Source organism: Streptomyces sp. (genome assembly GCF_035563135.1).
GTDB lineage: Bacteria > Actinomycetota > Actinomycetes > Streptomycetales > Streptomycetaceae > Streptomyces.
The window spans coordinates 1-20,211 of sequence record NZ_DATMVN010000214.1 but is presented as its reverse complement, the minus strand read 5'-3'; the positions used below and the strand labels follow the sequence as shown (position 1 = coordinate 20,211).

Genomic DNA, 20,211 nt, shown 5'->3' with positions numbered 1-20,211 from the left:
CTCGGGGCGGCCATGGGCATGTCCCAGTCCGCCGCCGCGCTGGCCCGTGCCTCGGCCCCGGCCGCCGCCGGGGCCGCCTACGATGTGCATCCCTGGTGGCCCTACCTCGCCGCAGCCCTGCTCGCCGCCCTCGCGGCCGCTTCTGTGACGCGTACGCTCCCGTCGGCGGCCCGACGGGAGCGGCCGGTGCGGGAGACATCGACGACGTGACCCGGGGCGGCTGCCTCTGCGCGGTCCGGGGTGGCCGGCGCGTCCGCCGGTCCCCCCGGACCCACGCGCCGCGCCTCATCAGGCGGACACGGACCGCGTGGCGGGGGTCAGCGGAGGAGGCATCAGATGCCTGCGGGCCACGACAGCGAGCAGTGCGTATCCAAGGACCAGCAGCAGCGCCGTGAAGAGCCACTCACGGGAACCGGCCGGGTCGTAGACCCTCCCCGCGTTGCCCACGTCCACGGCCGCCGCCTTCTGCCCGGTCTCGAACGAGTCCCTGCCGCTGCCGTACAGCTTGACGTTCCGCAGCTCCACCGCGCCGTCGGCGGAGCGGAAGGTCCCCGACCACTCGCAGGTCTCGTGCCCGGGATGGCTCACACAGCTGAGCCGCTCCGCGGTGAAGGTGCCCCGGGGCCCGTCCGCGGTCACCGTCCTGGCGGCGTTGCCCAGATTGGGCAGCGCGACGTACAGCATCAGAACCCCCGCCAGCAGAAGCAGCAGGGACACGAACCCCGAGGGCCCCCTCTTCCTCCCGCCCGCGCTGATGGCTGCCACGTCAGTCCTCAGGGGCGCAGGAGCAGCGTGCGGCGGCGTTGTCGGACCGGCCCGCGCGGGTGTGGTAATACATCGCCACGACCATGGGGACGGTGACCAGGGTGTTGTAGAAGAGGTGCAGTTCCACGCGCGGGGCGATGAGCTGGATGATGCTCGTCGGGACGGCCTTGCCCATCAGGTAGGAGCCGGCGAGGACCTGGACCAGGAGCAGCAGGTGCTCGAAGTGGTGCCACACCTGGATGCCGAACGACACCTTCCACCAGGTGCCCGAGCGACCGGTGAACCCCGAACGCAGCAGGAAGAGGCCGATCATCATGATCAGGGCGTAGCCGTAATGCATCCACTCCGAGGTGACGAGCCACGGGAACGGCACCCCGAGAACCCCCCGCGCCTCCGGTATCGGCCAGCCCATGACGTAGATCTGGACCGCTTGGACGAGGTGCTCCGCCCAGTGCGCGACGACGATGAACACGAATACGCGCAGGCCGAGTTGGTGGTGCCTGCTGTTGAGGGAGTCAAGCCCTGCGCGTAAGGGGCGCCGTGCTGCCTGGGTACTCGCCGACATGCTGAACCTCCTGGCCCGGGAACTCTGTCAGCCACAGCACAGCAGCCGTGCCCATATGCCGCCTTCTTCATACGTGCCATATCGGTACGGCCGGGCGCCGGGCCCGGCCGTACCGGCAGCCCGTGTGCCGTGACCGCCGCCTGCCGCGGTGAGCGGCCTCGGACGGGGGACCGGCACGGCCGTCCGACGTCCCGTGCCCGCACACGAGGGGAGCGGCCCGACCCCCGCTGAGCATCTGTTCGGCTGTTCTGGGGGCGTGCGGCCCCTGGCTCCCGGTCGTTCGCCCTGCCCTGCACGAGAGCCTGTCCGTCACTCCGCAGCGGCGCCCCGCACCCTGAGCCAAAGGCTCTCCCGCGCCCGTTCCCCCAGCCGTTTGCAGAGGGGCGCTGCGCATTTCCGAAGATGCCCTGGTCTTTGCTCTCAGCTGACCATGAGGCCCTCGTCACCCCTTCGGTGGCCCGGCTGAGGAGGCACCGCGTGGCTACGGCAATGGGCTCCCTGCGCAGACTGTTCATGGCTCCCTCCCTGCACGACGTGAGCTTCGCCGGCCGTGGCTTCCCGGTGACAGGGACACCCGCGACCGCCCAGCTGGAAGCCGTACCGCAGACGGTGGTGACCGGTTTCGAGTGGGGCATCGAGGCGAAGGACCTGGGAGAGATCGAGCGTCGGCTGTCCCTGGTCGACCTGGAACTCCAGGGCTTCGCCTACGAGGGCGCGACCATGGCCTCGGTCATCCGCGACGCGATGCCCGGCCGGGGCGGACGTACCAGGGCGCTTCTCCAGGGCGCCGGGCGGCGGCACATCTTCCTCAACTACATCGGCATCGGGTTCGCTATGGCAAAGCTGCCCAGGCCGCTGTGGAGGAAGGTCATGCCCGACGACCTGGACGGCGAGGAGTTCTACCCGCCGATGAGCTGGCTCGCCGTCGACGGCTACGGCTTCGACCGCGCCTACTTCGACCCGGCCCGCTGGGTCGACGACCAGCGCCTGGACACCCCGTACGCCTGGGACGGCCGCCCGGACTACTTCCAGCGGGCGGTGGACCAGGGGATCGGGCGCGCACTGTGGTTCATCCACGGGGCGCACGTCGAGCACGTCTGCGCCGCCGTGCGCAGGTTCGCCTCCGGACGGCAGCCGGACCTGTGGGCCGGCGTCGGGCTCGCCGCCACCTTCGCAGGCTGCTCCACGGCCGACGAACTGACCGCGCTGCGCGCCGGGGCGGGTGAACTGAAGGGCCATGTCGCGCAGGGCTCCGTCTTCGCGGCGAAGGCCCGTCACTTCTCCGCCACCGTTCCCGACCACACCCGGGCCGCGCTCTGCGCGCTGGCCGGGATCACCGTCGAGGCGGCGGCCGTGCTCGCCGACGCCACCGCGCCCCCGCCGAGCGCGGCCGGTGATGTCCCCCCGTATGAACTCTGGCGCCGGGCGGTACGTGAAAAACTTCCGTTGAATGCCCGTTGAGCATTCCTGGAGTAGACGCACGGGTACCTCCGTTGAATATCTTCGATCCATCGAACGGGAATCCAGGAAAAGGGAATCGAGGGGCGGTCTTTTAGGTGTCGATCTTGCGTGCTCTGAGGCGCCGAGTCCTCACGCCCAATGTTCGGGAAACGCAGCTGGAAACACGCGGCTTCCACGTCAAGAACGCGGAAGCCAAACAGCAGCTGGAAACCGTGGGGACGAGCTTCCTCCAGGGATATGCCTACGCGGTCGAGGCCCGCTCCGCGGACCAGGCGGTCGAGTGGCTGGAGACGATTCCCCTGGCGTTCCGGGGGTTCGCCTACGAGGGCGCCGGGATGGGCGCGGTCATGCTCGACTCCCTGACGGGCGGCGACAAGCGGCTGACCGGTCTCCTGGAAGGCAGGGGCCGGCACCACAACTACATGATCTACGTCGGCGTCGGCTGGGCGATGGCGCGGCTGCCGCGGTTCCTGTGGCCCGACGTGACCGGCACCGATCCGGTGCTGCGCTGGCTCATTCTGGACGGATACGGCTTCCATCAGGCGTACTTCAAGACCGACGCCTACGTCCGGAATCCCGACCGGGTCCACCCCTTCAGCTGGGAGGGCGGCCCGGACCACTACAGCGCCCGGGTCATCGACCAGGGCATCGGGCGCGCCCTGTGGTTCGTGGGCGGCACCGATCCGGACGTCGTCGCCGGGCTCATCGACGCCTATCCCGCCCACCGCCACGGAGACATGTACGCCGGCGCCGGGCTCGCCTGCACCTACGCGGGCAGTGCCGACGAGGACGAGCTGCGGCGCTTCGCCAAGCACTCGGGTGACCACCTGCCGAACCTGGCGCAGGGCTCCGCGTTCGCCTGCGAGGCACGCGAGCGGGCGGGGACCACGATCGCCCACACGCACATCGCGGCCCGTGTCCTCTGCGGGGGCCGGACCCCCGGGGAAGCCGCTCGGATATGCACCGAATCGACGCCCTCGAGCTGCGACGGCGGCGCGATACCCGCCTTCGAGATCTGGCGGCAGCACATCGCCGCCGCGATCACTTCCGTTCCGCACGCGTAGAAAGGCGCTGGCATGACACACCCACGTTCCTGGCTGCGAAAGCAGGCGCCCGGAGTTATCGCGCTTGCTCTTATGGCCGGCACTTTTTATGCGGTGAAGCCGCATGAGTCGAGCGCTGCCGAGAAGAGGGAGCTGGCGGAGAACTTCGCCTTCGAACCGATGGCGGTAGCCATGCCGGGCGGATACGAACAGCAGACCGTCCGCAAGGTGAACAAGGCCTACAAGCACATCGAGGCATGGATCTCCTCGGTCGGCGCTGGGGTCGCGATGAATGACGTCGACGGGGACGGCCTGCCCAACGACCTCTGCGTCACCGACCCGCAGATCGACCAGGCCGTGGTCACTCCCGCTCCCGCGCCCGGCCGCAGGAGCGCGTCGTACGCCCCGTTCGTCCTCGACCCGGCGCCGCTTCCCAAGAGCGACATCATGGCTCCGATCGGCTGTGTCCCCGGCGACTACAACGAGGACGGCGCCATGGACCTCCTCGTCTACTACTGGGGCCGCACCCCGGTCATCTTCCAGGCGAAGAGGGAAGCCGGGCACACCACGACGACGATGGATCCGAAGTGCTTCGAACCGATCGAACTGGTGCCCGGTAGTGGTGGCAGCCACTACACCGGGCCGCTGTGGAACTCCAACGCCGCGGCCGTCGCCGACTTCGACGGTGACGGGCACAACGACATCTACGTCGGCAACTACTTCCCCGACAGCCCCGTCCTGGACGACACCAAGGACGGCGGTGTGACGATGAACGACTCGCTGTCGCACGCCCAGAACGGCGGCGGCGGCCACTTCTTCCGCTGGACCCCCTCCGGCTTCGAGCAGGTCAAGGACGTCCTGCCGGGTGACATCGACAGGGGCTGGACGCTCGGGGTCTCCGCCACCGACCTCGACGGTGACCAGCGCCCCGAGATGTACCTCGCACACGACTTCGGGACCTCGGCGCTCCTCTACAACAAGTCGACGCCCGGGAAGTTCAGGTTCAGCGAGGTCAAGGCCCCGCACTCCTCGACCGTCCCGAAGTCCAAGGAGATGGGACGCAGTTCCTTCAAGGGCATGGGCATCGACTTCGGCGACCTGGACAACGACGGCCTGTACGACGCCTTCGTGTCCAACATCACCACGTCGTTCGGCATCCAGGAGTCGAACTTCGCCTTCATCGGCACGGCTGCGGACAAGGCCGACCTGCGGGCGAAGCTCCGCGACGGTGTCGCGCCGTACAAGGACGAGAGCGCCCCACGCAACCTCGCGTGGTCCGGTTGGGGCTGGGACGTGAAGATGGGCGACTTCGACAACAACGGCGACCAGGAGATCACCCAGGCCGTCGGCTTCGTCAAGGGCAAGCGAAACCGCTGGCCCCAGCTCCAGGAGCTCGCTACCGCCAACGACGCGCTGGTCAAGCACCCGTACTTCTGGCCCCGTGTGGAAGAGGGCGACGACCTCGCCGGTGACCAGCACATGCGCTTCTTCGTCAAGAACGAGGACGGCCGGACCTACAGCGACCTGTCCGCCCAGCTCGGTATGGCCGTGCCTGTGCCGACCCGCGGCATGGCCACCGGCGACGCCGACGGCGACGGCCGCCTCGAGCTGGTCGTGGCCAGGCAGTGGGAGGACCCCGTCTTCTACTGCAACATGAGCAAGGACACCGGCGGGTTCCTGGGCCTCAGACTCACCGACGAGGCCGGATCGCCCGTGATCGGCGCACAGGTCACCGTGACCCTGTCCGACGGCAGTACACGCCTGGGGCGTGTCGACGGCGGCAGCGGCCACTCCGGCAAGCGCAGCCAGGACGTGCACATCGGTCTCGGCCAAGGGGCCGACGGCCCGGTGCGGGCCCGGCTGACCTGGCGTGACCGCACCGGAGACGTGCGCGAGAAGGACCTCCAGTTGACCCCCGGCTGGCACTCGCTCCAGCTCGGCGCCGATGCCAAGGAGAAGTAACCGTGCCTGCCCAACCGACCAAAGCCGCAGCCCCACGGCACGACGTCAAAGTCGTCACCGCGCTCCGCCGGTTCGCGATCTCGATCTCGATCCTCAACATCGCCGGCTACACCTTCCTCGGCTTCGAACAGCCGTGGCTGTGGCCGTTCATCGCGGTCCTCACCGCCTACACGGTGGAGATCGTCCTGGAGGCGGTCAGCGCCCGCGGTGAGAAACGCGCACCGCGCTACTCGGGCGGCGGATTCAAGGGGATGGTGGAGTTCCTCTTCCCCGCGCACATCACCGGCCTCGCGGTGAACATGCTCACCTACGTCAATGACCTCGTCTGGGTCATGATGTTCGGTGTCATCGTGGCCGTAGGCACCAAGTGGGTGCTCCGTGCCCCGCTCAAGGGCCGCATGCGGCACTACATGAACCCGTCGAACTTCGGCATCACGGTCATCCTGCTGCTCTTCCCGTGGGCCAGCATCGCGCCGCCGTACCACTTCACCGAATACCTGTACGGCCCTGCCGACTGGGTCCTGCCGGCGATCATCCTGATCCTGGGCACCATGCTGAACGCGAAGCTGACGGGCCGCATGTGGCTGATCAGCGCCTGGCTGATCGGCTTCGTCCTCCAAGCGGTCGTCCGCGGCGTCGTCATGGGGACCTCCATCCCCGCGGGACTCGGGATGATGACCGGAGTGGCCTTCATCCTCTTCACGAACTACATGGTCACCGACCCCGGCACCTCGCCCTCCAAGCGTTCCTCCCAGATCGCCTTCGGCGGCGGCGTCGCCGCGATGTACGGAGTGCTGACCGGGCTCGGCATCGCGTACGGCATCTTCTTCGCCACCGCCCTGGTCTGCCTGATCCGCGGCGGCTACCTGTGGGGCCTGCACTTCATGGCCAGGCAGCGTGCGGCGACGGACACGCAGGCGCAGCAGGTACCGGCCGCGCAGGCAGGCGCCGTACCGGCTCCCGTCACAGAACCCGTTCCACGAACCGGCTCCGTGCCGGCCCCGCCGGTTCCGCTCACGGTGGTTACGACCGGCGACCCGTGCAAGGACGGCGTCTGCTTCCACGGCAGGTGCGCCTCCATGCGGGCTCAGGAGAAAAAGGCGGCGGTGGTCATATGAACCGGATCGCGATCGTCGGAGTGGCGTGCAGCTATCCCGATGCCACCACCCCACGGGAACTGTGGGAGAACGCCGTCGCCGGACGCCGCGCCTTCCGCCGGCTGCCCGACGTACGCATGCGCCTGGACGACTACTACGACCCGGACCCCACGGCCCCGGACAAGTTCTACTCCCGTAATGCCGCGGTCCTCGAAGGGTACGAGTTCGACCGTGTCGCCCACCGCATCGCGGGCAGCACCTACCGCTCCACCGACCTCACCCACTGGCTGGCGCTCGACACCGCGTCCCGGGCACTGGCCGACGCCGGATTCCCGGGCGGGGAAGGACTGCCCAGGGAGCGCACCGGTGTCGTCGTCGGCAACACCCTCACCGGAGAGTTCACCCGCGCCAATGTGATGCGGCTGCGCTGGCCGTACGTACGACGGGTCCTCGCCGACGCCCTCAAGGGCCAGGAGTGGGACGACGACCGCCTCGGCGAATTCCTCGAAGGGGTGGAGGACGCCTACAAGAAGCCGTTCCCCGACATCGACGAGGACACCCTCGCGGGCGGCCTGTCGAACACCATCGCCGGCCGGATCTGCAACTACTTCGACCTCAACGGCGGCGGTTACGCCGTCGACGGCGCGTGCTCCTCCTCGCTCCTGTCGGTCACCACGGTGGCCACCTCGCTGGTCAACGGCGATCTCGATGTCGCCGTGGCCGGTGGTGTAGACCTGTCCATCGACCCCTTCGAGATCATCGGCTTCGCCAAGACCGGCGCGCTCGCCAGGCAGGAGATGCGGCTCTACGACCGCGGCTCCAACGGCTTCTGGCCGGGCGAGGGCTGCGGCATGGTCGTGCTGATGCGGGAGGAGGACGCCGTCGCCGCCGGACACCGCGTCTACGCCTCCCTCGCGGGCTGGGGCATCTCCTCGGACGGGCAGGGCGGCATCACCCGCCCCGAGGTCAGCGGCTACCAGCTGGCCCTGTCCCGCGCCTACGAACGGGCCGGCTTCGGCATCGAGACCGTCCCGCTGTTCGAGGGCCACGGCACGGGCACCGCTGTCGGCGACGCGACCGAACTCAAGGCCATCATCGGCGCCCGCGCCCAGGCCGCCCCGGACGTCCCCACCGCCGTCATCAGCTCCGTCAAGGGCATGATCGGCCACACGAAGGCCGCCGCCGGAGTCGCCGGACTGATCAAGGCCACGATGGCCCTGGATGCCGAGCTGCTGCCACCCGCCATCGGCTGCGTCGACCCGCACGAGCTGCTCACGGACGAGTCGGCCAACCTGCGGGTCCTGCGCAAGGCGGAGACCTGGCCCAGGAACGCACCGCTGCGCGCCGGGGTCACCGCCATGGGCTTCAGCGGGATCAACACCCATGTCGTCCTCGACAAGGCGGCCCCCGCCAGACGCCGGGCCGTCAGCCGCCGTGCCACCACCCTGGCCAACTCGCTCCAGGACGCGGAACTGCTGCTTCTGGACGCCGAATCACCACAGGCCCTCAAGGAACGCCTGACTCAGGTCGCCGACTTCGCGGCCAAGGTCTCCTACGCCCAGCTCACCGACCTGGCAGCCACCCTCCAGCGCGAACTGCGCGAACTGCCCCACCGGGCGGCCGCCGTCGTCACCTCGCCGGAGGACGCCGAACTGCTCCTGCGCCGGCTGGCCGACGCGACGGACACGGCTGCGGACGGAGACATCACGTTCTCCTTTGACAGCCGCACCTTCCTCGGCCGGGCGACCGACGGGGCCCGCATTGCCTTCCTCTTCCCGGGCCAGGGTTCGGGCACCTCGACCGGTGGCGGCGCGCTCGCCCGCCGCTTCACCGAGGCCACCGAGGTATACGCCCGGGCGAAGCTGCCCACGACCGGTGACATGGTCGCCACGGAGGTGGCCCAGCCCCGCATCGTCACCGGCTCCACCGCCGGACTGCGCGTCCTGGACGCGCTCGGCATAGAGGCGGGCATCGCCGTCGGTCACAGCCTCGGCGAGCTCTCCGCCCTGCACTGGGCGGGAGCGCTGGACTCCACCACCCTGCTGGAGGCAGCCCGGGTACGAGGCTCGGTCATGGCCGAGCACAGCGCCTCGGGCACCATGGCCTCCCTGGCCACCACTCCGGAGCAGGCCGCGGAGCTCATCGAGGGCTTCCCCGTCGTCATCTCCGGCTACAACGGCCCTCAGCAGACCGTTGTCGCCGGGACCGTCGACGCCATCGCCGCCGTCGCCGAACGGGCCGAGCACGCCGCTGTCGGCTGCACTCGCCTCGCCGTGTCCCACGCGTTCCACTCGCCGCTCGTCGCCCCGGCCGCCGACGCCTTCGGGGAATGGCTCGCCGGAGCGCGGCTGCACGAGGTGGACCGGAGGGTCGTCTCCACCGTCACCGGCGAGGAACTGGAGAGCGACGCCGACCTCAGCAAACTGCTGCGGCAGCAGATCACCGACCCGGTGCTGTTCACCCAGGCCGTCCGGGCTGCGGCCGCCGAGGCCGACCTGTTCGTCGAGGTCGGTCCCGGCCGCACCCTCAGCACGCTGGCTGCGGGCGCCACCGACGTACCGGCCGTCGCCCTGAACACCGACGACGAGTCTCTGCGCGGACTGCTCCAGGTCGTCGGCGCCGCTTATGTGCTGGGCGCTCCGCTGATCCACGAGCGACTCTTCAACGACCGGCTGACCCGGCCGCTGGAGGTCGGCGCGGAGTTCAGCTTCCTGGCCAACCCCTGCGAGCAGGCCCCCGAGGTGTCCCTGCCCGCCGCTCGCGCTCCCCGTACGGAGGTCTCCGGCGACGGTGCCGCCGCACCGGCCGACGGCGCGGCGGGGGAGTCGGTGCTCGACATGCTGCGCGCCCTGGTAGCCGAGCGGGCGGAGCTGCCGCACGAGCTGGTCGACGAGAACGGCAGCCTCCTGGACGACCTGCACATGAGCTCCATCACGGTCGGCCAGATAGTCAACCAGGCCGCGGCACAGCTCGGTCTCACCGCCGCCCACGTACCGACCAACTTCGCCACCGCCACGGTGGCCGAACTGGCCGAGGCGCTCACCACGCTGGCCGGGACCGGAGGCAACGGCGCGGACACCGCACCCACGGTGGCGGGCGCCGCCGCCTGGGCCCGCCCCTTCGCCGTCGACTTCGACGAGATCCCGCTGCCCGCCCCCGCGGCCGGCGGGGAGAAGAACGGGTCCTGGGAGCTGTTCACCGCCCCGGACCACCCCTTCGCCCAGGACGTGCGACGCGGCCTGGAGGGGGCCACGGTGGGCTCCGGAGTCCTCGTCTGTCTGCCGCCCGGCTGCTCCCAGGAACAGATCGAGCACGCGCTGGACGGAGCCAGGGCCGCTCTCGCGGGCGACCGCGAACGCCGTTTCGTCCTGGTGCAGCACGGGCGGGGCGCGGCCGGACTGGCCAAGACCCTGCACCTGGAGGCACCGCACCTGCGAACCACCGTCGTCCACACCCCGGTGGCCGACGGTGCCGCGGGGCGGGTGGCCGCCGAGGTCGCCGCGACCAGCCGCTTCAGCGAGGTGCACCTGGCCGCCGACGGCAGCCGGCGCGTCCCGGTGCTCCGTGCCCTGCCCATCGGTGCCGAACGTACCGAGGAGGTCCTGGACGACTCCGACGTCCTGCTCGTCACCGGGGGCGGCAAGGGCATCACCGCCGAGTGCGCGCTGGCCGTGGCCCGGAGGACCGGCGTCAAGCTGGCCGTCCTGGGCAGGTCGGACCCCGCCCGGGACGAGGACCTCGCCGCCAACCTGCGGCGGATGGCGGACAGCGGGGCTACGGTGCGCTACGCCGCCGCCGACGTCACCGACCCGGTGCGTGTCGCCGCGGCCGTCGCCGAGCTCACCGACGCGCTCGGACCCGTCACCGCCGTACTGCACGGGGCGGGCCGCAACGAACCCGTCGCGCTCACCGGCCTCGGCATGGACACCGTCCGTGCCACGTTCGCCCCCAAGGTGGACGGGCTGCGCACCGTCCTGGACATCGTCGGCGAGGGGAACCTGAAACTCCTCGTCACCTTCGGCAGCATCATCGGCCGGGCAGGACTGCGCGGCGAGGCACACTACGCCACCGCCAACGAATGGCTGGCCGACCTCACCGAGGAAGTCGCCCGCAACAACCCGGACTGCCGTGCGCTGTGCATGGAGTGGTCCGTGTGGTCCGGCATCGGCATGGGCGAGAAGCTGTCCGTCGTCGAGTCCCTGTCCCGCGAGGGCATCGTGCCGGTCTCGCCCGACCAGGGGGTCGAGATCCTGCTGCGGCTGATCTCGGACCCGGACGCCCCCGTGGTGACGGTGATCAGCGGACGCACCGAAGGCATCGGGACCGTACGCCGCGACCTGCCGCCGCTGCCGCTGCTGCGGTTCACCGGCAATCCGCTCATCCACTACCACGGTGTCGAGCTCGTCACCGAGGCCGAACTGAACGCCGGTACCGATCCCTACCTGGCCGACCACCTCCTGGACGGCAATCTGCTGATGCCCGCGGTGATCGGCATGGAGGCCATGGTCCAGGTCGCGTCCGCGGTCACCGGGCGTACCGAGGTACCGGTGATCGAGGGGGCGCAGTTCCTGCGGCCCATCGTGGTGCAGCCGGCCGGGACGACCCGTATCCGGATCGCGGCCACCGTCACCGGCACCGACACGGTGGACGTGGCCATCCACACCGAGGGCACCGGTTTCGCCGCCGAGCACTTCCGGGCCCGGCTGGTCTACTCCGGCGCCGCCGTCCCGGCCGGGCCCCCGGCGCAGACCGGCCCGGACGTACCGGCCGCTCCGCTGGACCCGGCGACGGACCTGTACGGCGGCGTCCTCTTCCAGGGCGAGCGCTTCCAGCGGCTGCGCCGCTTCCACCGGGCCGCCGCCAGGCACGTCGACGCCGATGTGGCGCTCGCCGCGCCGGACGGCTGGTTCGCCGGCTTCCTGCCGGACACGCTGCTGCTGGCCGACCCCGGGATGCGGGACGCTCTGATGCACGGCAACCAGGTGTGCGTCCCCGACGCGACCCTGCTGCCGTCCGGCATCGAGCGGCTGTACCCGATGCCCTCCGCCGCCGACCTGCCGGAGGAGGTGCGGTACTGCGCCACCGAGCGCTACCGGGACGGCGACACCTACGTGTACGACATCGCGGTACGCACCCCGGACGGCACCGTCGTCGAACGGTGGGAAGGGCTCACCCTGCGCGCCGTCCGCAAGACGGATGGTTCCGGGCCGTGGGCCGCCCCGCTGCTCGGCTCCTACCTGGAGCGGGCCCTGGAGGAGGTACTGGGCTCCCACCTCGACGTCGCTGTCGAACCGGACCTGCCCGGCGCCGGCAACTCCGTGGCCGAGCGCCGTGCGGCCACCGCACGGGCCGTCCAGCGGGCTCTGGGCGAGAGCACCGAGGTGCGCTACCGCCCCGACGGGCGTCCCGAACTCGTGGACGGCCGCCGGCTCTCGGCCGCCCACGGCCTGGGCCTGACACTTGGGGTCAGCGCCACGCGGACCGTGGCCTGTGACATCGAGGCAGTCGGTGAGCGCGGCCCCGCGGAGTGGGCGGGGCTGCTCGGTGAACATTCCGAGCTGGCCGCACTGGTGGCCAAGGAGACGGGCGAAACCCCCGACACCGCGGCGACGCGGGTATGGGGCGCTGTCGAATGTCTCAGGAAGGCGGGACTGATGGCGGGGACGCCCCTCACCCTGGCTCCGCGGACCGGAGACAACTGGGTGGTCCTCCACGCGGGCGGTCTACGGATCGCCAGCTTCGTCACGACGCTGCGCGACGCTCCGGAACCGGCGGTCCTCACCTTCCTCGCCGAAGGCCCGGACGGCACCACCGTCCAGACCGCTGCCGAGGTCCTGCCGTGACCAGCCGTCACGGCAGGACCCGCCGGACCGGCCACCCGCACCGGCAGGAGCACCGGTGGCAGGCCCGCGGCCGGCCTGCCACCACCCTGCGGCGGCGGGACACCGCCCCCGCTTCCGCACCGATCCCCAACGCGCCGACGCGAGCGTCGGCGCCCTGCGCGGCCGGACTCCGGCCGCGGGCAGGGAGGCAGACATGAGCCCGACAACCGTTCCGTCCATGGAGCTCGTCGACCTCCAGGACCGAAAACAACTGCGGGGCGCCTTCGGCTCCTTCCCTACCGGGGTCACCGTGGTGACCGTCGGCGGGGACTCCCCGCGGGGCATGACGGCCAACTCGTTCACCTCCGTCTCCCTCTCGCCGCCGCTGCTGCTCATCTGCGTCGGCAAGGACGCGGTGATGCACGGCAGTCTGGACCGTTCGCCGACGTTCTCGGTGTCGGTGCTCGACGCCGACCAGGAGGCCGTGGCGCGGCACTTCGCCGACCACTCGCGTCCCGCCGGCGCCGGCCAGTTCGACGCCGTCGGCTGGCAGCCCGGACACAAGACCGGCGCACCGCTGATCGCCGGTGCCGTGGCACACCTGGAATGTGAGAAGCGGCAGATGTACGAAGGCGGCGACCACACCGTCTTCCTCGGCGAGGTGATCGCGGCGGCGCGCTGGCCGCTGCGTGAAGCCCTGCTGTTCTCCGGCGGCTGCTTCCGCCGCTTCGGCCCTGAGCACGCCGAAGGCAGGGTGACATGAGGGCCGACCCGCCGGGCCCGCCGGTCAGAGCCCTCCCGGGCCTGCTGAGGAAACTCGCGGTGGACCGTCTGGGGATGATGAAGGATGCGGCAGACCTGGGCGACGCCGTGCGGGTCTCCCTGGGGCCCAAGAAGCTCTACGTGTTCAACCGGCCCGACTACGCCAAGCATGTCCTGGCCGACAACAGCGCCAACTATCACAAGGGCATCGGCCTCGTGCAGGCCCGCCGGGTCCTGGGCGACGGTCTGCTGACCAGTGACGGCGAGGTGTGGCGGGCCCAGCGCCAGGCGGTGCAGCCCGCGTTCAAGCCGGGACGCATCAACCGGCAGGCGGATGCCGTCGCGGAGGAGGGCGGCAAGCTGGTCGCCCTCCTGCGCGCCCATGAGGGCGGCGGCCCCGTCGACGTCCTCCAGGAGGTCACCGGGCTCACTCTCGGGGTGCTCGGCCGTACGCTGCTCGACTCCGACCTCACGGCGCACGAATCCGTCGCGCACGCCTTCGAAGAGGTGCAGGACCAGGCCATGCTGGAGATGGTCACCCAGGGCATGGTGCCCAGCTGGCTCCCGCTGCCTCCGCAGGCCCGCTTCCGCCGGGCCCGCCGGGAGCTGTACAGGGTGGCGGACCTGCTGGTGGCCGACCGCAGCGCGCGGATGGCTGACGGTGAGCCCGGTGAGGACGGGCTCTCCCGGATCATCGTGGCCGCCCGGCTGCGGGACCGACGACCCGAGCAGGTCCGCAGAATGCTGCGGGAGGAACTGGTCACCCTGCTGCTCGCCGGGCACGAGACGACGGCGAGCACCCTCGGCTGGACGCTGTATCTGCTGGAGCGTCATCCCGAGATCCGGGCCGCGGTCCGTGAGGAGGCCAGAACGGTCCTGGGCGACCGTCTCCCGGATGTCAGCGACCTGCACCGGCTGTCCTACACGACCATGGTCGTCCAGGAAGCCATGCGGCTCTACCCGCCGGTGTGGGTCCTGCCCCGCGTCGCCCAGCAGGAGGACGAGGTCGGCGGTTACGCCGTGTCGGCCAAGGCGGACGTCCTGATCTGCCCGTACGTCATGCACCGCAATCCGCGCCTCTGGGAGGACCCGCAACGCTTCGCCCCCGAGCGGTTCGCCCCGCAGGCAGTGGCCGATCGCCCCCGGTACGCCTACCTCCCCTTCGGCGCGGGACCGCGCTTCTGCGTGGGCAGCAACCTCGGCATGATGGAGGCGGTGTTCATCACCGCGCTCGTCACCCGGGACCTCGACCTGCGTACGGTCCCGGGGTTCCGGGCGGTCGCCGAGCCCATGCTCTCGCTGCGCATGCGCGGCGGACTGCCGATGACCGTGAGCTCCGCGCCCTGACCGGCCTCCCGGCCCGCCCGTCCACCGCCCGCGCCGCCTCGGCGGACACCGGCGGCGGACAACTCCCACCACCACGAGGAAAGGCATGCATATGCCGCGCATTCCCGTCCACACGATCGACACCGCGCCCGCAGGCGGCGGGGAGATCCTGCGCCGCCTGGAGAAGCGGTACGGGAGGGTACTCAACATTCACGGAGGGATGGCCCATTCGCCCGTGGTCCTGGAGACCTATGCGGCGATCACCTCGGCCATCGCCGAGCACGGCACCTTCGACGCACGCACGCGTGAGGCGATAGCCCTGGCCGTGGGAGCCGTCGACGCATGCGACTACTGCCAGTCGGCGCACACGGTGTCGGCGAAGGTGGCGGGCTTCACGGAGGAGGAAACCGTGGCGATCCGCCACGGAGAGCCGGGCGACGACGCGAAACTCGCCGCCCTGGTCCAGGTCGCGAGGGAGGTCGCCGGCGAGGTCGGCGAGGCATCCGACGCGGCGTGGGACAAGGCCGTGGCCCAGGGCTGGACGGACACCGAGCTGACCGAGGTGTTCGTCCATGTGGCAGTGAACCTCTACACCAACTACTTCAACCACTACGTCCGTACGGACCTCGACGTCCCGGCCGCCCCGGGCCTGGAGGGCTGAGCCCGCCGACCGCACACTCCGGGCCGCTCCCGGGCCGCGCGGCCCGGGAGCGGCCCGGCCGGTGACCGGACGGTCCTACGGTTGCGCATCGCCCCTCGACGACCGGCAGGTTCGGGTATCGTCGGCGCCACGGCATCACACTGCGCCGCAACACCCCTGGTTCATTTAGAACTTGACGTACCGTCAGTCAATTGTCCCATGGGCACACGGCACCGGCACGGGACGGCAGGACCGGGCGCCCTCGGTTCAGCGGGGAGGCTTCATGAGTCGAACGGGCGCGCGCCCCCGAGTGCTCGTCGTAGGGGCGGGCCTGGCGGGCACAGCAACGGCGATCCGCATGCTCCACTTCGCACGAAGACCACTCGAGATCATCCTGCTGGAACGGCGTCCCGACTACCGCTCCGCCGGTGTCGCCTACCACCGTGACGGCAACCCCTGGGATCACGTCTTCAACATCCAGGCCGGCCGGATGTCCGTGTTCCGGGAGGACGTCCTCGACTTCGTACGCTGGGCCAACGAGGAAGCCGACCGCCGGGACTGGCCGCATCCCTGGGCGGCACAGAGGTTCACCGAACAGGGCCCGGCACCCCGCCGGATCTTTCAGGACTACCTCGGCGACCGGCTGGCCGAGGCCCGAAGAGAAGCCTGCTCCGGCGCCGTCCTCGTCGAAGCCGACGGTGAGGCGCTCGACGTGGACGTCTGCGACCGGGGCTTCGAGGTGACGGTGGGCCGCCTCGTCACGAACGGGCTCGAAGACCTGCGTCCGGGGCCGCTCCCGGACACGACGGTGCTCACCGCGGACCACGTCGTCCTCGCCACCGGCCTCGAATACAAGGAGCCGCTCTTCGCCGCCGGGGCCGCCGGGCACCCCGCCTTCGTACGAAACCCGTACTCCGCGAGCGGAATCAACAAACTGTCCGAGCTTCCGCCCGACGCCACGGTGGCAATCGTCGGATCCGCGCTCAGCGCATACGACTCGGCGGGCCTGCTGCTGCGCAACGGCCACACCGGCCGGATCCACCTCATCTCCCGGTCCGGGACGATCTTCCGTACCTACCCCAGCACCCACGAACACGGCGTGCTGCGCCTGCCACGCCCCGACACCCTGCTGGAGCCCTACCGCGACCGCGAGGAGTTTCTCGCCCGGGTCAGGGCCGAATGGCGGACAGCGTGCTCGACAGTCCGGGAAGAACACCCCGACGTCGCCCCCGTGATCGTGTCCGAGCGTGTCTCCAAGGCGTGGGAGCCGTACCTCCCCGAAATCATCGAACGCATCCCCACAGCCGAACTGCGCTGCCTGCTGGACGAATTCGCCACCACCCTCGCCGCACTACGCGTCGGCGCCGTGGCTCACACGATGACGGTCATCGAGCGCGCGATGCGGCCGCAGGACGGATCGTTGGACCTGGTCGTCGGGAAGGTACAGGCGATCACACCCACACAGTCGGGGCGGCTGCTGGTCTCGGTCACCGCGCGACAACGGGGACACAGCATCGAAGCCGACCTGGTGGTTTCCAACTTCGGAAGAGAATCCGAATACACCAAGGTCGGACAGCCGCTCTGGCGGAACCTCCTCCACAAAGGCATCGCCGTCCCTCACAAGCGCACCGGACGCGGCCTGGAGGTCGACGAATGCGGAACGCTGCTGGACGCCGACGGCCGGCCGGCCGGTCCGATCTCCACGGTCGGTGTGCTCCGAGAGGGCGACGAGATCGTCCGGCACGGCCGAACCGGCGCGTTCGCCTTCAATCTCGCCGCCATCAAGAACCACTCGGTCTCGGTCGCCGCACACGCGATCGAGCAGCTGGAACTGCGGCGGGACGGCCTGGACGACATCGCGGCCCGGCATCCCCACTACCGGAGTTACGTCAGCAACGCGAAGGAAGCGCCCCGCGCGGCGTTGGAGGAGTCTGTGGTACTGGAAGTGCAGAGGCTGACCACGCGTGAACGCAGGAGAAGAGAAGCACTCGACTCCCGCCTGAACGCACGCATCCGCTCCATGGGCGGCCGTCCGGCACCTCCGATGGACATCCGCCGACGGGACCGCCTGATGAGGGCGGCCGTCAACCGGGTCGCTGTGGAACGGCTCAACGACGTATCCGTGACACCACGGCAGCTACGTCGACAACTGGGAATAGGGAACACCGACAATCCGGAGGGCTAGTTGAACGGGAACGGGCGACGGATTCGGGGAGTTCTGCTGGCCGGCGGCACCCAGAGTGTGCTGCGAGGCATCTGCAACCGGACAAGAAGCCCACGTGAGGGATCCATCCTCGTCGCCCCCGCTCTCGAAGCCGGGCTGTACGACGCCATCGTGGCCGCGCGTGCGGTGGTCTGCGGCTCCGGCGGACTGACCGGCCACATGCAGTCCCTGTGCCGCGGCAGAGGGATCCCCGTGCTGCGCGTCGACGAGGCGGACCTCGCCGACCTGGTCGGCGAGGTGACGCTGTACCTGGAGAGCGCGTCCATCGTCGTCGGGCCGGAGGCACCCTCGCAGACCGAGGCCGCCACCTCCGCCCTGAGCGACCTCGGCTCGGCGTGCGCGGTCATCGCGGACCTGCAGGACATCACCACCATCAACTCCTCCGGGCCGAACGCCGGGCAGGTCGAGTCCTTCTTCATCCGCGAGGAATTCCTCTGCCTCGCGCTGGGCCTGAGCCCGATCGACGCCCTGGCCGGCGGCCCCGCCGGCATCACCGCCTACGGGCAGGCCATCGGCGAGCGGCTCTGCGGCTTCGTCGACGCTCTCCTGCCCGGCCAGCGACTGATCCTGAGGATGCTCGACCTGCGCTCCGATCACGCGGCCGACGTCACCGAGGTCGCCGCCGTCGCGGTCGAGCCGAACCCCGAGATGGGCCTGCACGGCGCACGCTGGCTGCTCGGCTCGGCCGCCTACCGCGACGCGCTGCACACCGTGCTGTCGACCCTGCGCAAACGCCTCGACGGCGACGCCGACCGCGTCGAGCTCTCGGTGCCGTTCGTCAGCGACGAGGTGGAGTTCACCCAGGTCAGAACGCATCTCGGCCTACCGGGCGATGTCCCCCTCTCGGCGTTCATCGAGACGCCCTCCGCCGTCCACGCCACCTCGGCGATGTGCGCCGCCGGGGTCAGCGAACTGTTCGTCGGCATCAAGGACCTGGTGCAGTTCTACCTGGCGGCGGACCGGGGCAACCACTTGGTCGCCGACTCCTACCGCACACGCCACCCGGCCGTCCTGGACGGTGTGCGCAGGGTGGTGGAATCCGCCCGCGCCGCGGGCACCCCGGTACGGGTCTTCTCACTGGCGTCCGATCTCGGCCACTACCTCAAGAACCTGCCCACCCCCGACGGCTACATGATGTGCACCGCCGAACTGCGGCAGATGCTTCTCCAGCCCCACTCCCGGACCTGACCGCTGCGCCGGGTCTGTCATCTGACGGGCCGGACGAGGCATCCTCGGGCGCGGGAGCGTCCGCGAGGACAGGGCTCCGGGTGTCGCCGGCCCCGGCGGACCGGGCCGGCGCGGCGGTACGGACAGGAACACTCCGTCCGTACCGCCGTCGGCTGGACGCCCGGGCCGGCCAGCCGGGCAGGTGTACGGATGATGCCGGGCGAGTCGTCGTGATCGAGGTTCCCTCACCTGTCCCGCCACGGCCTCGAACATAGCGGGCGTGGGCCCGTAGGCTGCGGACGATGACCTACGACATCATGTTCCTGCGGGTTTTCCCGGGCCGTACCTTCGACGAGACCCTGGAAGAGATCAACTCCGCCTACGACCCGGATGCCGACCTCAAGCCCATGAGCCTGACCCGTGACCAGCGGGCCGCCTGGGACAGGCTGATACAGCGGATGTCGCGGGAGGTGGGTCCGGTCACCACCGAGGAGTACCCCTACAGCCTGACCCTGTGGCGTGACGGGCCGGCCGGTCATCTGCAGCTGGACTACGCGGGGGATTCGGCCAACATCGAGATCCCCTATCGCTACCCGGGGCAGCAAGCACTACCGATCATGGCGGAGGCATATCAGATCGCGCGGATGATCGAGGAGGAGAGCGGCCTCGAAGACTACGAGGCCGATCAGCCCGTCCGGACCGGCGACAGCGACGTAGCGGCAGTCAAGCTCGGCGGCATTGCCCGCTGGGCGCAGGAGCACCTCACCTGATCGGCGAGAGGCCCTAACCATGACGTCATGGAGGGGCGAACGTTGCTTGATACGGCACTAGTACTGCAACGGCGTTTGGCCTGACAGGTTGGCAGCTTCGGATGGTGTGTGGCCGCGTCGTTTGTAGTGGCTGACGCGGGCCTGGTGTTGTCGTCTGCGGCGCCAGTGTGACCAGTGCAGGACGTGCTCGACGGGTGGTGGCCTGCGGTAGGTGAGGCGGGTGATCAGGCGTCGGAGTTCGGGAAGGGTGAGGGGTATGAGCTGGGAGGATCCGTTTCTGCTTTCCCGGTATCCAGTGCTCGGGCACGCAGGACGGTGAGGCAGGCGTGGGCGGCCATGGCGAGGGTGATGTGGCGGTGCCAGCCGGGGTAACGGCGGACCTGGTAGTCGTCCAGGCCGCACTCCTGCTTCGCGTTCTGGAAGCATTCCTCGACTGCCCACCTGCTGCCTGCGACCCGGATCAGTTGGGACTGCTGCACGGAGAGGTGACACCTGACCTGGCTTGCTGAGAGGCGGCCTGGAAGGATGTTGCAGTGCCCAAGCCGTATCCGAAGGAGTTCCGCGAGGACGTTGTGCGGGTCGCGCGTAATCGCGAGCCCGGCGTCAC

General features: G+C 70.1%; 14 protein-coding genes and 1 pseudogene. 12 read left to right on the top strand and 3 right to left on the bottom strand.

Annotated features, from left to right (window positions below; all coding sequences use genetic code 11):
• The coding region (locus VN520_RS09600; RefSeq protein WP_325746441.1) for a hypothetical protein at positions 1-210 on the top strand (210 nt) is incomplete at its 5' end.
• 78 nt (positions 211-288) lie between these two features.
• Here the strand turns inward: VN520_RS09600 and VN520_RS09595 are convergent.
• Both VN520_RS09595 and VN520_RS09590 read right to left on the bottom strand, forming a co-directional pair.
• The gene (locus VN520_RS09595; RefSeq protein WP_325746440.1) at positions 289-765 is read right to left on the bottom strand and encodes a hypothetical protein; all 477 of its coding nucleotides are present in this window, start codon (positions 763-765) and stop codon (positions 289-291) included.
• A 1-nt stretch (position 766) separates the two neighbouring features.
• On the bottom strand, positions 767-1,330 hold the full coding sequence (locus VN520_RS09590) for a hypothetical protein (protein WP_325746439.1): 564 nt from the start codon (positions 1,328-1,330) through the stop codon (positions 767-769).
• A gap of 477 nt (positions 1,331-1,807) precedes the next feature.
• On the opposite strand from VN520_RS09590, the gene VN520_RS09585 reads away from it, so the two are divergent.
• From VN520_RS09585 to VN520_RS09535, 11 genes are all read left to right on the top strand, one after another.
• Complete coding sequence (locus VN520_RS09585) at positions 1,808-2,791, top strand: DUF1702 family protein (RefSeq protein WP_325746438.1); 984 nt, start codon at positions 1,808-1,810, stop codon at positions 2,789-2,791.
• Positions 2,792-2,886: 95 nt separating this feature from the next.
• Positions 2,887-3,855, top strand: a complete 969-nt coding sequence (locus VN520_RS09580) for a DUF1702 family protein (RefSeq protein WP_325746437.1) — start codon at positions 2,887-2,889, stop codon at positions 3,853-3,855.
• A gap of 12 nt (positions 3,856-3,867) precedes the next feature.
• Entirely contained in the window at positions 3,868-5,796 is a 1,929-nt protein-coding gene (locus VN520_RS09575) for a CRTAC1 family protein (protein WP_325746436.1), read from the top strand.
• 2 nt (positions 5,797-5,798) lie between these two features.
• A complete protein-coding gene (locus VN520_RS09570) occupies positions 5,799-6,914 on the top strand; it encodes an enediyne biosynthesis protein (protein ID WP_325746435.1) in 1,116 nt (371 codons plus the stop codon).
• Positions 6,911-12,736 (top strand): type I polyketide synthase, encoded by a 5,826-nt coding sequence (locus VN520_RS09565; protein ID WP_325746434.1) that lies wholly within the window; start codon positions 6,911-6,913, stop codon positions 12,734-12,736. Before VN520_RS09570 ends, VN520_RS09565 begins: the two co-directional genes overlap by 4 nt.
• 193 nt (positions 12,737-12,929) lie before the next feature.
• Positions 12,930-13,478: an NADH-dependent FAD reductase SgcE6 gene (gene sgcE6, locus VN520_RS09560; RefSeq protein WP_325746433.1), complete on the top strand. Its 549-nt coding sequence runs from the start codon at positions 12,930-12,932 to the stop codon at positions 13,476-13,478.
• The gene (locus tag VN520_RS09555; protein ID WP_325746432.1) at positions 13,475-14,824 is read left to right on the top strand and encodes a cytochrome P450; all 1,350 of its coding nucleotides are present in this window, start codon (positions 13,475-13,477) and stop codon (positions 14,822-14,824) included. Before sgcE6 ends, VN520_RS09555 begins: the two co-directional genes overlap by 4 nt.
• A gap of 91 nt (positions 14,825-14,915) precedes the next feature.
• Positions 14,916-15,464 carry a carboxymuconolactone decarboxylase family protein gene (locus VN520_RS09550; protein ID WP_325746431.1) on the top strand — a complete coding sequence of 183 codons (549 nt, stop codon included), beginning with the start codon at positions 14,916-14,918 and terminating at the stop codon, positions 15,462-15,464.
• Between the two features lie 262 nt (positions 15,465-15,726).
• Positions 15,727-17,628: an FAD/NAD(P)-binding protein gene (locus VN520_RS09545; protein WP_325746430.1), complete on the top strand. Its 1,902-nt coding sequence runs from the start codon at positions 15,727-15,729 to the stop codon at positions 17,626-17,628.
• A complete protein-coding gene (locus tag VN520_RS09540) occupies positions 17,629-18,855 on the top strand; it encodes a putative PEP-binding protein (protein WP_325746429.1) in 1,227 nt (408 codons plus the stop codon).
• A gap of 281 nt (positions 18,856-19,136) precedes the next feature.
• Entirely contained in the window at positions 19,137-19,604 is a 468-nt protein-coding gene (locus tag VN520_RS09535; protein WP_325746428.1) for a hypothetical protein, read from the top strand.
• A gap of 224 nt (positions 19,605-19,828) precedes the next feature.
• Here the strand turns inward: VN520_RS09535 and VN520_RS39595 are convergent.
• Positions 19,829-20,068, bottom strand: a pseudogene (locus VN520_RS39595) (IS701 family transposase); the annotation flags it as partial.
• Positions 20,069-20,211: the final 143 nt, after the last annotated feature.

Excerpts from the sequence above, each read along its gene's own strand:
- VN520_RS09590 (WP_325746439.1), bottom strand. The coding sequence starts at position 1,330 with ATGTCGGCGAGTACCCAGGCAGCACGGCGCCCCTTACGCGCAGGGCTT.
- VN520_RS09575 (WP_325746436.1), top strand. The coding sequence starts at position 3,868 with ATGACACACCCACGTTCCTGGCTGCGAAAGCAGGCGCCCGGAGTTATC.
- VN520_RS09565 (WP_325746434.1), top strand. The coding sequence starts at position 6,911 with ATGAACCGGATCGCGATCGTCGGAGTGGCGTGCAGCTATCCCGATGCC.
- sgcE6 (WP_325746433.1), top strand. The coding sequence starts at position 12,930 with ATGAGCCCGACAACCGTTCCGTCCATGGAGCTCGTCGACCTCCAGGAC.
- VN520_RS09555 (WP_325746432.1), top strand. The coding sequence starts at position 13,475 with ATGAGGGCCGACCCGCCGGGCCCGCCGGTCAGAGCCCTCCCGGGCCTG.
- VN520_RS09550 (WP_325746431.1), top strand. The coding sequence starts at position 14,916 with ATGCCGCGCATTCCCGTCCACACGATCGACACCGCGCCCGCAGGCGGC.
- VN520_RS09545 (WP_325746430.1), top strand. The coding sequence starts at position 15,727 with ATGAGTCGAACGGGCGCGCGCCCCCGAGTGCTCGTCGTAGGGGCGGGC.
- VN520_RS09535 (WP_325746428.1), top strand. The coding sequence starts at position 19,137 with ATGACCTACGACATCATGTTCCTGCGGGTTTTCCCGGGCCGTACCTTC.